This window comes from Lysobacter enzymogenes, from assembly GCF_017355525.1.
Lineage (GTDB): Bacteria > Pseudomonadota > Gammaproteobacteria > Xanthomonadales > Xanthomonadaceae > Lysobacter > Lysobacter enzymogenes_C.
In genome coordinates this window covers 3,208,129-3,221,895 of record NZ_CP067395.1, presented here as the reverse complement: position 1 = coordinate 3,221,895, position 13,767 = coordinate 3,208,129, and the positions used below count along the sequence as shown (strand labels likewise).

At 72.0% G+C, this 13,767-nt stretch carries 6 protein-coding genes; all 6 read left to right on the top strand.

Annotation, left to right across the window (positions count from 1 at the left end; all coding sequences use genetic code 11):
• Positions 1-92 precede the first annotated feature (92 nt).
• Positions 93-1,655, top strand: a complete 1,563-nt coding sequence (locus tag JHW38_RS13480) for a serine hydrolase domain-containing protein (RefSeq protein ID WP_207526364.1) — start codon at positions 93-95, stop codon at positions 1,653-1,655.
• A complete protein-coding gene (locus tag JHW38_RS13475) occupies positions 1,615-2,409 on the top strand; it encodes a M15 family metallopeptidase (protein WP_242690938.1) in 795 nt (264 codons plus the stop codon). Before JHW38_RS13480 ends, JHW38_RS13475 begins: the two co-directional genes overlap by 41 nt.
• Before the next feature lie 115 nt (positions 2,410-2,524).
• Complete coding sequence (locus JHW38_RS13470) at positions 2,525-3,688, top strand: serine hydrolase domain-containing protein (RefSeq protein ID WP_242690937.1); 1,164 nt, start codon at positions 2,525-2,527, stop codon at positions 3,686-3,688.
• A 215-nt stretch (positions 3,689-3,903) separates the two neighbouring features.
• The gene (locus JHW38_RS13465) at positions 3,904-4,389 is read left to right on the top strand and encodes a MarR family winged helix-turn-helix transcriptional regulator (RefSeq protein ID WP_207521837.1); all 486 of its coding nucleotides are present in this window, start codon (positions 3,904-3,906) and stop codon (positions 4,387-4,389) included.
• 129 nt (positions 4,390-4,518) lie between these two features.
• A complete protein-coding gene (locus JHW38_RS13460) occupies positions 4,519-4,944 on the top strand; it encodes an organic hydroperoxide resistance protein (protein WP_207521836.1) in 426 nt (141 codons plus the stop codon).
• Positions 4,945-5,517: 573 nt separating this feature from the next.
• Positions 5,518-13,392, top strand: a complete 7,875-nt coding sequence (locus tag JHW38_RS13455) for an autotransporter outer membrane beta-barrel domain-containing protein (RefSeq protein ID WP_207521835.1) — start codon at positions 5,518-5,520, stop codon at positions 13,390-13,392.
• Positions 13,393-13,767 lie beyond the last annotated feature (375 nt).

Below are 13,767 nucleotides of genomic sequence, written 5' to 3'. Positions count from 1 at the left end.
CTGCCGACGTGACGCCCGACTCCGCCTCGCGCCTCGCGCCGGCCCCTGCACGCAGGGGCCGGCGTTCCTCTACCTCGACAGGGCCCGTGCCGATGCGCTGCATCGGTTCGCTTTGCGCGGCCCTGTTCTTTTCTTCGTTGTGGCCGGCTGTCGCGGCCGAGCCGGCCGATGCCGGCCTGGAGCGGATCGTCGAGCAAGTGCAGGCGCGTTATCGCCTGCCGGGTTTCGCCGTGGCCGTGGTCGAGAACGGCCAGGTGGTCTATTCGAAGACCCAAGGCGAGTTGCTGGCGGGATCCGGGCGAACGGTTGGCCCGGATTCGTTGTTCAAGATCGCCTCGAACACCAAGTCGATGACCACCGCGCTGCTGGCGCGGCTGGTCGATGCCGGCAAGCTGCGTTGGGACGATCCGGTGACGAAGTACTTGCCGAACTTCCGCATGCACGAGGACTGGGTCACCCGCGAGATCCAGGTCCGCGACCTGCTGATCCACAACTCCGGCCTGCGCGCCGGCGCCGGCGACCTGATGCTGTGGCCCGAGCCGAACCGCTTCACCCGCAGCGACGTGATTCACGGCTTGCGCTACCTCAAGCCGGTGCACAGCTTCCGCTCGCGCTACGACTACGACAACCTGCTGTACATCGTCGCCGGCGAAGTCGCCGCCGCGGCGGGCGGCGCGGCGTACGAAGATTTGCTGCGGCGCGAGGTGTTCGCGCCGCTCGGCATGGACGGCTGCCGCATCGGCGGCTTCGCGCGCAGCGAGGCCGCGCCGCTGGCGCAGCCGCACGCGCGCCGCGACGGGCGCTACGTGCCGGTGCGCGAGGACGGCGACACCGTCGCCGCCACGCCGATGGACCCGGCCGGCGGCGTGCGCTGCGGCCTGAACGACATGACCCGCTGGCTGCGCGCCTGGCTCGACCCGGCCGCGCCGGCGCGCGACGGCCAGCCGTGGCTGTCGGCGCAGCAACGCGGCGAACTGTGGCGCGCGCAGATGCCGATGACGCCGAGCCGGCGCCAGCGCGAGTGGTCGGGCACCCATTTCGCCGCCTACGGCTACGGCTGGCGGCTCAGCGACTTCGACGGCGAGTTCAAGGTCTCGCACACCGGCACGCTGATGGGCATGTACTCGCTGACCACGCTGCTGCCCGAGCGCAAGGCCGGCTTCGTGGTGCTGATCAACGGCGACGCCGGCGATGCGCGCAGCGTGTTCGACCAGATGCTGACCCAGCGCTACACACAGCCGCGCAGCGAGCGCGGCGTGGCTTGGTACGCCGACGCGATCGAGCGCGAGGCGGCCGCGCCGGCCGCCAGCCGCGCGCCCGACACCTCCGCGCGCCGGCCGCTCAAGCCGGACGAGCTGCGCGGGCGCCTGGGCGTCTACCGCGATCCGTGGTTCGGCGAGGTCGGGCTGTGCGCGCGCGGCGGCGAAGTGGAATTCGCCTCGCGAAAGTCGCCGCTGATGACCGGTAAGATCGTCCGGGTCGGGCCGCGCCTGCTGGTCGACTGGGACGCGGAGGAAGTCGACGCCGAGGCCTGGATCGATTTCGCCGCCGCGGCCGAGCCAGCCGCCTTCAGCATGAGCAAGCTCGATCCGGATGCCGATTTCAGCTACGACTATGAAGACCTGGCGTTCGCGCGCGTCGGCGATTGCGGTTGAGGCCTGCGCCTTGCTGGTGCTGATCGGCTGCGTCGCCGCGGTGCGCTCGCCGCAGGCGCAGAGCGGGCCGGCGCCTGCGCCGGCCGCCGCGGCCGCGCCGCTGGCGGCGGTCGCGCCGACCATCTCCACCGCCCAGGACGCCGCCGCCGCGGGCATGGTCGAGATCCGTTCGCTCGTGCCCGACATCGATCTGGAGATCCGCTACGCCGGCAGCGACAACTTCGTCGGCCGCCCGGTCGCCGGCTACCTCGGCGCCGGTTGTTACCTGCACCGGAGCGTGGCCGAAGCGCTGGCGCGGGTCGAACGCGAGCTGCGCGCGCAGGGGCTGCGCCTGCGCATCTACGACTGCTACCGCCCGGTGCGCGCGGTGCGCGACTTCGTCGCCTGGGCCGCCGACCCGGACGACCAGAAGACCAAGCCGCGCTACTACCCCGGGCTGGACAAGAGCCGGCTGCTCGGCGACTACATCTCGCCGACCTCGGGCCACAGCCGCGGCGCCACCCTCGACCTGACCTTGCTCGAGCGCCGCGGCGGCGGCTACGAGCCGCTGGACATGGGCACCGGTTTCGATTTCTTCGACGAACTCGCCCACACCGATTCGCCGCGCGCGAGCCTGGCCCAGCGCGGCCACCGCGAGCGCCTGCGCGCGGCGATGCAGCGCGAGGGTTTCGAGAACTATCCGCTGGAGTGGTGGCATTACACGCTCAAGCCGGAGCCGACGCCGGGGGTGGCGTTCGATTTTCCGGTGAAGTGATCGCAGCGGGGAAGCGGGGCAACGAAGACGTGCGGGGAACGGGCAGCCGGCAGCGGCGCGTTGGTTCCTGCTTTGAGTTCGCAGATAGCGATGGTCTGTTGTCGGAGACTGGACGATGAGCGACAAGATGCGCGCGGCACCGCCGCCGGAAACCGCGACGCGGGCGGGCGGCGGACGTTTCGCCGCGGTCGCCGCCGTTTGCCTGGGCGTGGCGGCGTGCGCAACGGCGCCGCAGCGCGAAGCGGGGCAGGGCGCCGCGGCCGACGCGCAGGCCGAACAGGCGGTCGACGCCTTGCTCGCCGATTACCGCGGCCGCGTGCCCGGCGCCAGCGTGCTGGTGTTGCGCGACGGCCGGCCGCTGCTGCGCCGCGGCTACGGCATGGCGGTGCTCGAAGACGGCACGGCGGCCACGCCGCAGACCAATTACCGGCTCGCCTCGGTCAGCAAGCAGTTCACCGCCGCCGCGGTGCTGTTGCTGGCGCAGGACGGCAAGCTGGGGCTCGACGATCCGATCAAGCGCTGGCTGCCGAGCCTGCCCAAGGCCTGCGACGCGATCACGATCCGGCAGATCCTCAGCCACCAGTCCGGGCTGATCGATTACGAGGACGTGATGCCGGCGAGCTTCGACGCCGACGCCCATCAGATGCACGACGCCGATGTGCTGGCGGTGCTCGAAGGCCAGGACCGCACTTACTTCGCGCCGGGCAGCGGTTATCGCTACAGCAACAGCGGCTATTCGCTGCTGGCGCTGACCGTGGCCAAGGCCTCGGGGCGCGGCTTCGCCGAATTCCTGCGCGAGCGCATCTTCATGCCGCTGGGCATGCGCGACACCGTCGCCTACGAGCGCGGCGTGTCGCAGGTCGCGCACCGCGCCTACGGCTACAGCTACGAGAACGGGCAGTGGCGGCGCACCGACCAGAGCCCGACCAGCGCCACGCTCGGCGACGGCGGCATTTATTCCTCGATCGACGATCTGGCCCGGTGGGACGCGGCGCTGTACGACGCGCGCCTGCTCAGCGACGCCTCGCGCGCGCTGGCGTTCGCCGCGCACACGCCGACCGACGCGCCCGATGTGGGCTATGGCTACGGCTGGCGCATCACCGGCGAGACCTTGTGGCATTCGGGCGAGTCGATGGGCTTCCGCAACGTCATCGTGCGCTGGCCGCAGCGGCGGTTGACGGTGGTGATGCTGAGCAATCGCAACGATCCGGAGCCGTACCGCACGGCGTTGCAGATCGCGGCTTTGTATTTGCCGGGCAGTCCGGTGCGGGCGCCGTAGGCGTCGTGTCGCGGTCGCGGCTTGCGCCGCTCCTACAGTCGGATACGCGGCCACGCCGGCCCCCTGTAGGAGCGGCGCGAGCCGCGACCGCGCACCCGCCCGATCGCGCCGAACCCCCGCAAAACCGATTCGCCCCACCCGCAGAACGCTCCGGCCCGCCGCCGCCCGTCGCCGAATGCTTGCTATTAAATAGCGCACTATGTAAATTGCGCCCCATGAAGAAGCCCGCCGCCCCCGCCGCCCGCAGCGCCAAGTCCCAGCCCCCGCGGCCGACCCTGCTGCTCGACGACCAGTTGTGCTTCGCCCTGTATTCGACCGGGCTGGCGCTCAACAAGGTCTACCGCAAGCTGCTCGGCAAGCTCAAGCTGACCTACCCGCAATACCTGGCGATGATGGTGCTGTGGGAGCGCGACGCGGTCACGGTGTCGGAAATCGGCGAGCGCCTGTTCCTGGACTCGGCCACGCTGACGCCGCTGCTCAAGCGCCTGGAGGCCGCCGGCCTGGTGACCCGCACCCGCGCCGCCAGCGACGAACGCCAGGTGGTGATCGAGCTGACCAAGGCCGGCCGGGCGCTCAAGGCCAAGGCGCGCAGCGTGCCCGAGGGCATGGGCTGCGCGCTCGAGGATTGCAGCATCGACGAGCTCACCGCGCTCAAGGCCCAGCTCGAATCCCTGCGCGCCAGCCTGATCGCCCATTCCTGAAACAACGTCCGAGACATCGACGCGCAACAAAAAAGTAGTGCGCTATGCAGTAGCGGGCAACCGAAAATCCGCTGCTACTCGCTCCCCCCGAACCTCCAACGTCCGCCACCCACCCAAAGGAATCCAGCCATGTCCCTCGAAAAAGTCCTCTACACCGCCCACGCCCACGTCACCGGCGGCCGCGACGGCCGCGCCGTGTCTTCGGACAACGTGCTCGACGTCAAGCTGACCACCCCGCGCGAACTCGGCGGCGGCGGCGGCGACGGCACCAACCCGGAACAGCTGTTCGCGGCCGGCTACTCGGCCTGCTTCATGGGCGCGATGAAGTTCGTCGCCGGCCGCGACAAGATCGCGTTCCCGGCCGATGCGGCGATCGACGGCAGCGTCGGCATCGGCCCGCTGCCGACCGGCTTCGGCATCCAGGCCGAGCTCAAGATCTCGCTGCCGGGCCTGCCGCGCGAACAGGCGCAGGACCTGATCGAGAAGGCCCACGTGGTGTGCCCGTACTCGAACGCGACCCGCGGCAACATCGATGTGACCTTGACCTTGGTTTGATCGTGCGCTGATCGCGTCGGGACCGGACTTCGATCCGGGCGCGCGGCGGCCGCCGCCGCGCGAAGTCGCGCCGCGATTTGCCCAGGCTCACAAAACCCCGGACGCGCGAGCGTCCGGGGTTTCGTTTTTCCGCGCCGGCGCGGCGGCGCAAGAGCGCTGCCGCCGGCAATTTCGAATCGGGAAACGCGCAGCAAATTCCTTGCTCGCGGACATGACATCCGGTGAGCGTGCGTGAGCCCCGTACAGGCGCATGAATGCGCTCAGCAAGACGTGAGCGACGGTGAGTTTTACGTTTTTTTTCTGCTCATACACTGCGGCCGTCTGTCCACCCAGCCCACGCGTTTCCGTCGTTTCCCCCAACCGGAGCCGAGCGCTCCGCAACGCTGTCGATAGCTGTTTCCGCCGCTGTCGGATGCACCGGGAAACCTGCAGCCCGGTCCATCGCCGGCACGAGCGCGACGCCGTGCATCGCGGAGGTCCTCGTCCTTCGCCGTCCGCCCGTTCCGCCATCCGACCGCATGCCCCGGGCTGCAGGTCGCACCAAGCAGATCGGAAAAAAACGGAGGATCGGTCATGTCCGCACGCGCGCAACGTCGTCGTCTTCGCTTCCATCCCCTCAGCCTCGGCGTCGCCCAGGCGATCCCGCTGTTGCTGGCCTTGCAGTTCTACAGCGGCAGCGCGTCCGCGGCCTGCACGCCGGCCGTGCCGACCGACGGCGCCACGGTGAGCTGCACCGGCGTACCGATCCTGCTGCCGCCGAATCCGAACTCCTTCCTCAGCAACGCCAACAACCTCAACGTCACCGTGCAGAACGGCGCGATCATGAGCACGCTGCCGGGCGGCACCGCGATGACCTTCGGCGGCAACGGCCTGAACCTGACCAACCTCGGCGCGATCGACGCCAACGCGGCCGGCTCGCTGGTGCTGGCGCGCGCGCTGGCGGTCGGCAATCTGATCGCGCCGGGCAACGGCAACGTCGTCATCGACAACCAGGGCCTGATCGAAGGCACCTTCGACGGCACCTTCGGCCTGCTCGGCTCGGCGATGGTGGTCGCCAACACCGGCACCACCACCATCACCAACTCCGGCACCATCGGCATGAGCGCGCTGGGCCTGTTCGATCCGATCAACTCGATCGCGGTCGGCATCTACGGCGGCGGCAACGTCAACTTCACCAACACCGGCACCATCACCGGGCGGGTCGGGTTCTCCAGCCCGACCGCGGGCGGCAACACCTTCGTCAACGTCGGCACCATCAACGGCAGCGTCTCGCTCGGCACCACGCTGAGCAACGACACTTTCGTCGCCGTGACCGGTTCGAGCATCAACGGCGGGCTGGTGCCGCTGCCGGGCGTCACCATTCCGACGCCGTCGATTCCGCCGAGCGTGCTGACCTTCGCCGGCAGCGGCACGGTCGATGCCGGCATCGGCGGCAACGACACCCTGGTGTTGCAGAACACCGCCGTCGGCCCGGGCTCGGGCAACGGCGGCGCGGGCACGATCTCGGCGCTGCAATACCTCAACTTCGAGAACCTGACCCTCAACAGCGGCACCTGGACCTTGCAGGGCGCGGTCGTCAGCGGCAGCGCCGCGCTCAACGGCGGCACCGCGATCTTCGACAACGCGCTGTCGTTCGGCACCGGCACCTTGACCGGCAACGGCGGCGCGATTCAGGCATCGGTCGGCGGGCTGACCCTGGCGCAGAACGTCAACCTCACCGGCGGGCTGATCGTGCAGGGCGGCAACAACCTGACGCTTGGAGGCACCATCAGCGGCGCCGGCGGCATGATCAAGAACGGCGCCGGCACCCTGACCCTGGCCGGCAACAACAATTTCGCCGGCGGCTTCGCGCTCAACGGCGGCGGCCTGACCCTGGGCACGGCGGGTTCGCTCGGCACCGGCCTGTTCCTGGTCGGCGGGCCGGCCCAGCTCAACACCGCGTTCACCGGCACGCTCGCCAACCAGGTCCAGCTCAACGGCGCGCTGACCTTGAACGGCGCCGGCGCGCTGACCCTCGGCGGCAACATCAACGGCGCCGGTTCGCTGAACCTGGCCAGCGGCAACCTGATCCTCAACGGGACCAACAACTACACCGGCGGCACCACCCTGCAGGCCGGCTCGCTGCACCTGGGCAACAGCGCCGCGATCGGCACCGGCGCGCTGACCGTCAACGGCGCGGCCGGGCTCACTGGCGCGGCCGGGGTCACGCTCGGCAACAACATCGTGCTCAACAACACCTTGAACTTCGGCGCCGGCGGCGGCGCGCTGACCCTCAACGGCGCCATCAGCGGCGCCGGCGGGCTCAGCATGGCCGGGGTCTCGGGGCTCACGCTCAACGGCGCCAACAATTTCTCCGGCGGCTTCAACCTCGGCGGCGGCGCGCTCACGGTCGGCAACAATCTGGCGCTCGGCACCGGCGCGGTCACCGTCAGCGGCGCGGGCAGCCTCGACGCCAACGCCGGGGTCAGCCTGGCCAACAACTTCAACCTCAACGCCGGGCTCAGCCTCGGCGGCAGCAACAACCTCGCGCTCAACGGCACGATCGCCGGCCTCGGCGGGCTGACCAAGAACGGCGCGGCGAACCTGACGCTCGGCGGCGCCAACAGCTTCGCCGGCGGGCTCAACCTGCAAGGCGGCGGTCTGACCGTCGGCACCAACACCTCGCTCGGCCTCGGCGCGCTGACCGTCAACGGCGCGGCGACGCTGAACTCGAACGCCGGCGTGAGCCTCGGCAATGCGGTAGTGCTCAACGCCGGGCTCGGCATCGGCGGCGGCAACAACATCGCCCTCGGCGGCCTCATCAGCGGCGGCGCCGGGCTCAGCTACAACGGCACCGGCACGCTCGCGCTCAACGGCGCCAACACGTTCGGCGGCGGCGTGAACCTGGGCAGCGGCACGCTCAGCGTCGGCAACAATCTCGCGCTCGGCCTCGGCGGGCTCAACGTCGGCGGCAACGCCAACCTCAACGCCGGCGTCGCCGGGATCAATCTCGGCAACGGCATCAACCTCGGCGCGGGCGCGACGCTCGGCCTCGGCGGCGCCAACTCGCTCGGCCTCAACGGCGCCATCGGCGGCGGCGGCGGTCTGTCGATCAACGGCGCCGGCAGCTTCACCCTCGGCGGCGCCAACAGCTTCGGCGGCGGCGTGAACCTCGCCGCGGGCAATCTGCTGCTCGGCACCGACACCTCGCTCGGCCTCGGCGCGCTCAACGTCGGCGGCAACGCCAGCCTCGCCAGCACCGGCGCGGCCTTGAACCTCGGCAACGCGATCAATCTCGGCGCGGGCGCGGGGCTCACTCTCGGCGGCGCGGCGAATCTGAGCCTCGGCGGCGGCATCAACGGCGGCGGTTCGCTGATCAAGAGCGGCACCGGCACGCTGGCCTTGAACGGAACCAACGGCTTCACCGGCGGGTTGAGCCTGCAAGCCGGCACCTTGTCGCTCGGCAACGGTTCGGCGCTCGGCAGCGGCGCGCTGTCGGTCGACGGCGCGGCCACGCTGAACGCCGGCGCGGCGATGAACTTGAACAACGCGATCAACCTCAACGCCGGGCTGACCCTCGGCGGCGGCGTCGACCTCGGCTTGAACGGCGCCATCGGCGGCAGCGGCGGGCTCAGCTTCAACGGCCCGTCGACGCTGAGCTTGAACGGCAACAACAGCTTCGGCGGCGGGCTCGCGCTCGGCGGCGGGTCGCTCAGCGTCGGCAGCAACACCGCGCTCGGCACCGGCGCGCTCAACGTCGGCGGCAGCGCCAGCCTCAGCGCTGGCCTGCCGGGCATCGCGCTCGGCAATGCGGTCAACCTCGGCGCGGGCGCCACGCTCGGCATCGGCGGCGGCAACAACCTCAGCCTCGGCGGCGCCATCGGCGGCGCCGGCGGGCTGGCGATGAACGGCAGCGGCAGCTTGAACCTCGGCGGCGCCAACACGTTCGGCGGCGGCGTCGCGCTCAACGCCGGCACGCTCGGCGTCGGCACCAGCACCTCGCTCGGCACCGGCGCGCTCAACGTCGGCGCCAACGCCGGCCTGTTCGCGAGCGGCGCGGGCGTCAACCTCGGCAACGCGATCAACCTCGGCGCCGGCGCCACGCTCGGCATCGGCGGCAGCAACGGCCTCGCCCTCGGCGGCGTCATCGGCGGCGGCGGCGGGCTCGGCTTCAACGGCACCGGCACGCTCGCGCTCAACGGCGCCAACACGTTCGGCGGCGGCGTCAATCTCGGCAGCGGCACGCTCAGCGTCGGCAACAACCTGGCGCTCGGCACCGGCGCGCTCAACGTCGGCGGCAGCGCCGGGCTCACCGCTGGCGCGCCCGGCATCGCCTTGGGCAACGCCATCAACCTGGGCACCGGCGTCACTCTCGGCCTCACCGGCGCCAACGCGCTGAACCTCGGCGGCGCGATCGGCGGCGGCGGCGGGCTGTCGATCAACGGCAGCGGCGACTTCACCCTGACCGGCGCCAACAGCTTCGGCGGCGGCGTCGCGCTCGGCGCCGGCAACCTGCTGCTCGGCGGCAGCGCCTCGCTCGGCACCGGCACGCTCGCGGTCACCGGCAACGCTAGCCTCGGCAGCACCGGCGCGGCGTTGAATCTCGGCAATGCGGTCAACCTCGGCGCGGGCGCCGCGCTGAGCCTCGGCGGCGCGCCCGACATCACCCTCGGCGGCGCCATCGACGGCGGCGGTTCGCTGATCAAGACCGGCGCCGGCGCGTTGAGCCTCAACGGCAACAACAGCTTCGGCGGCGGTCTGAACCTGCAGGCCGGTACGCTCAACGTCGGCACCGACACCGCGCTCGGCACCGGCACGCTCGGCGTCAACGGCGCGGCCACGCTCAACGCCGGCGCGGCGGTGAACCTCGGCAACGCGATCGATCTCAACGCCGGCCTGGCCATCGGCGGCGGCGCCAACCTCGGCTTGAACGGCGCCATCGGCGGCAGCGGCGGGCTCAGCTTCAACGGGCCGTCGACGCTGACCCTCGGCGGCGCGAACAGCTTCGCCGGCGGCGTCGCGCTCGGCGGCGGCACCCTCGGCGTCGGCACCAGCACCGCGCTCGGCAGCGGCGCGCTGAACGTCGGCGGCAGCGCCGGCCTCAACGCCAGCGCGCCCGGCGTGGCGCTCGGCAATGCGGTCAACCTCGGCGCGGGCGTCACCCTCGGCATCGGCGGCAGCAACGATCTCGGCCTCGGCGGCGCGATCGGCGGCGCCGGCGGTTTGGCCATGAACGGCAGCGGCGCCTTGAACCTCGGCGGCGCCAACAGCTTCGGCGGCGGCGTCGCGCTCAACGCCGGTTCGCTCGGCGTCGGCGCCAACACCGCGCTCGGCACCGGCGCGCTCAACGTCGGCGGCAACGCCGGGCTCAGCGCGACCGCGCCCGGCATCGCGCTCGGCAACGCCATCACCCTCGGCGCCGGCGCTCAGCTCGGCATCGGCGGCAGCAACGACCTCAGCCTCGGCGGCGTCATCGGCGGCGCCGGCAGCCTCGGCTTCAACGGCAGCGGCACGCTCGCGCTGGGCGCGGCCAACACCTTCGCCGGCGGCGTCAACCTCAATGCCGGCACCTTGAGCCTCGGCAACAACGCCGCGCTCGGCACCGGCGCGCTGAACATCGGCGGCAACGCCGCGCTGACCTCGGCGCTGCCGGGGCTGGCGCTCGGCAATGCGGTCAACCTCGCCGCCGGCAGCGCGCTGACCTTGAACGGCAACAACAGCCTCGACTTCAACGGCACCGTGGCCGGCAGCGGCACGCTGGTCAAGAACGGCAGCGGCGCGCTCGGCCTCAACGGGCCGGTGCTGGGCTTCACCGGCGGCCTGTCGATCCAGGGCGGCACGCTCAACGTCGCCAACGCGATCACCGCGGGACTCGCCAGCGCCGCGGGCACCACCGCGAACTTCAGCGGCGGCGCCGACAACCTCACCGTCACCGGCGCGGTCGCCGGCGCGGTCAACCTCGGCGCGGGCGGCGATTCGCTGACCTCGAGCCTGGCCAACCTGGCCGGCCTCACCGGCACGATCAACGCCGGCGCGGGCAGCGACACGTTCGCGGTCAACGGCACGGGCGACGGCATCTTGCCGGCGGCCGGGCTGATCGGCTTCGAAAACCTGTCGCTGGCGCCGGGCGGCACCCTGGTGCTCGCCAGCGGCGCGACCGGTGCGTTCGACAACAGCAGCATCGGCGGCAATCTGGTGCTCGACGGCAACCTCGGCGGCAATGCCGCGGTCGCCGCGGGCGGCGCGCTGATCGGCGACGGCGCGTTGGCCGGCGCGCTGACCCTCGGCGGCACGATCGCGCCTTCGGGCCTCGCCGGCGCCAGCGGCGCGGCCGCGGGCAACGGCACGCCCGGCGCTTCGCTCAACGTCGCCAGCCTGACCGTGAACCCGGGCGCGACCCTGCAAGTGCGGCAGAACGGCGGCGGCGCCACCGACAGCGTGGTGGTGGCGGGCAATGCCGCGGTCGGCGGCGGGCAGGTGGTGGCGATTCCGTTGCCGGGCAGCTACGCGCCGGTGACCGACTACCGCATCCTCGACGCCGGCTCGCTGACCGGCGCCTTCACCGGCGTCAGCCAGACCGCGTTGCCGTTCCTCGACGCGGCGCTGTTCGTGCAGGGCAACGACGTGTTCCTGCGCCTGAGCGAGCACGACGCCGGCGGCACCGGCATCCGCTTCAACCAGTTCCCGGGTTTGAGCGGCAACCAACAAGCCGTGGCCAACGCCCTGCAGGCCATCGCCGACAGCAACAGCGGCCAGTTGCCGGTGCTGATCGCCGCCGCGCGCGGCCTCAGCGCGGCGCAGGCGCCGCGCGCGTTCGACACGCTCAGCGGCGAGACCTACGCCTCCATCGCCAGCGCCCAGCGCTACAACGCCGAGCAATTGCAGCGCAGCGTGTCGCGCCAGCTGGATCTGGCGCGCGACAACGGCGTCGACGAGGAAAGCACCCTGGGTACGCTGTGGGCGACCGCGTACGGCGGCCGCGCCGAGTTCGACGGCGAGCGCCTGGACGGCATAGACAACACCGTCGGCGGCCTCGCCATCGGCCTGGAAGGCTCGCCGGCCGAGCATCTGCGCTTCGGCGCGCATGTCGGCATGGCGCATTCGAAGATGACCACCGACGTGCGCGACGACAAGGTCGATGGCGATCTGTACAACCTCGGCATCCACTGGCTGTACGCGCCGGGTTCGTTCTGGACCCAGGGCGCGGCCGGTTACAGCTACGGCAGCTTCGACGCCGAGCGCGAGATCGCGGTCGGCGTGTACAACCGCCGCACCCGCGCGCACTTCAGCAACGACGGCGTGTACGCGATGCTCGAAGCCGGCTGGCGCATCGACGCCGCGCGCGTGCGGGTCGAGCCCTTGCTGGGCGTGTACTACAACAAGGTCGAGTCGGTGAAGTTCCGCGAACGCGGCGCCGGCGACGCCGACCTGTTGGTCGCGGTGGACGCCTACGACGTCACCACCGCCGGCATCGGCGTACGTTTCACCGGCGTGCCCGGCAATGCCGCGCGCAAGTGGAGCCCGACCGCCGACATCCGTTACCTGCACGACTTGAACGACGACCGCCCGCTGGCGCGCAACGCCTTCGCCGGCGCCAGCGTGCCGGGCTTCGCGACCACCGGTTTCGCCGCCGAGCGCAACCGCTGGAACGTCGGCCTGGGCCTGCAATACCGGATCAGCCCGGCGAGCAGCGGCTTCATCGAATACCGCGGCGACATCGGCAGCGACGATCGCGCGCATTCGCTCAACGCCGGCCTGCGCCTGGGCTGGGGCGGGCCGGTGGCGATGGCGGCCGCGCGCGCGGCGCCGCTGGCGACGCCGGCGGCGGCAGGTTGGACCGCGCAGAGCGGAGCGGCGAACGATCCTGCGGCGCAGGGTGCGACGGCCGGCGCGAACGCGTCGGCGGCGAAGGCGGCGGGTGCGTCGAGCGGGGCTGCGGCGGGTGCGGCCGCCGCGGCCGGCGGCGCGGCGGCCGCGAGCGCGGCGTCGGGAAGCGGCGCTGCGGCGACCTCGCACTCGGGTTCGGGTTCGGTCGGCGGTGCGGCGAAGGCGGCGGGCGCGGCGGCGGCCGTCGGTGCCGCGGCCGGTGCTGCGTCGTCCGCATCGGGTTCGACTTCGTCGGGTTCCTCCGACGCGGCGGGCGCGGCGTTGCTGGCCGGCGCCGGCGCGGGTGCCGCGGCGGGCAACGCCGGCGGCGCCAGCACGGCGGCGGGCAGCGGCTATGGCCAGTGCAAGCTGCGTCCGGCGGCGAAGGCCGCGCCGGCGCGCAAGATCGCCAAGGCCAAGAGCGGCGGCGCGCGTCCGATCTCCAAGAACAAGCGTGTCGCCTCGCGCGGCACCGGCAGCAAGGCCAAGCCGCGTCGTCCGTTGACGCAGCTGGCCGCCGCGACACCGCGCTCCGCCCCTCCGTCGGGCGCGGTGACCCAGCCGACGACGTGGTGCGACGAGGCTCCGATCCGGACGCCGTAACGCCGGTTCGGAAGCATCAGCGCCGCCGGACGGGTGGCGCTACCGGCTCCGGTGCGCTGGACCGGGGTCGGTAGTCGCTTTGGTCCGGGCTGGGTTCGAAGTGGACAAGCAGGGGACGGCATCGCCGCGCGAGCGGCGGTGCCGTTTTTGTTTGCGGCCGCCGCGCGCCGTGGCGTGCGGGCGCGATGCGGGGCAGTGCGCGGTGGCGGCTGCGCACGCGGCCCGTCCCCCGGCCGCACGCGGACCGCGTCCGCCGTTGCCGGCTCGACGCGCCGCGCGGCCGGCGGGTTCCGGCGTCGGGACTGCCGCGCCGAGACTGCGGCGCGCGCCGCGACGGCCGTTCGCGGCGAAATTAAGTTCTGGCTGCGAGTGCCA

Bases quoted from the DNA above. Each gene is read 5' to 3' on its own strand.
- JHW38_RS13480 (WP_207526364.1), top strand. From the start codon at position 93: ATGCGCTGCATCGGTTCGCTTTGCGCGGCCCTGTTCTTTTCTTCGTTG.
- JHW38_RS13475 (WP_242690938.1), top strand. From the start codon at position 1,615: ATGAAGACCTGGCGTTCGCGCGCGTCGGCGATTGCGGTTGAGGCCTGC.
- JHW38_RS13470 (WP_242690937.1), top strand. From the start codon at position 2,525: ATGAGCGACAAGATGCGCGCGGCACCGCCGCCGGAAACCGCGACGCGG.
- JHW38_RS13465 (WP_207521837.1), top strand. From the start codon at position 3,904: ATGAAGAAGCCCGCCGCCCCCGCCGCCCGCAGCGCCAAGTCCCAGCCC.
- JHW38_RS13460 (WP_207521836.1), top strand. From the start codon at position 4,519: ATGTCCCTCGAAAAAGTCCTCTACACCGCCCACGCCCACGTCACCGGC.
- JHW38_RS13455 (WP_207521835.1), top strand. From the start codon at position 5,518: ATGTCCGCACGCGCGCAACGTCGTCGTCTTCGCTTCCATCCCCTCAGC.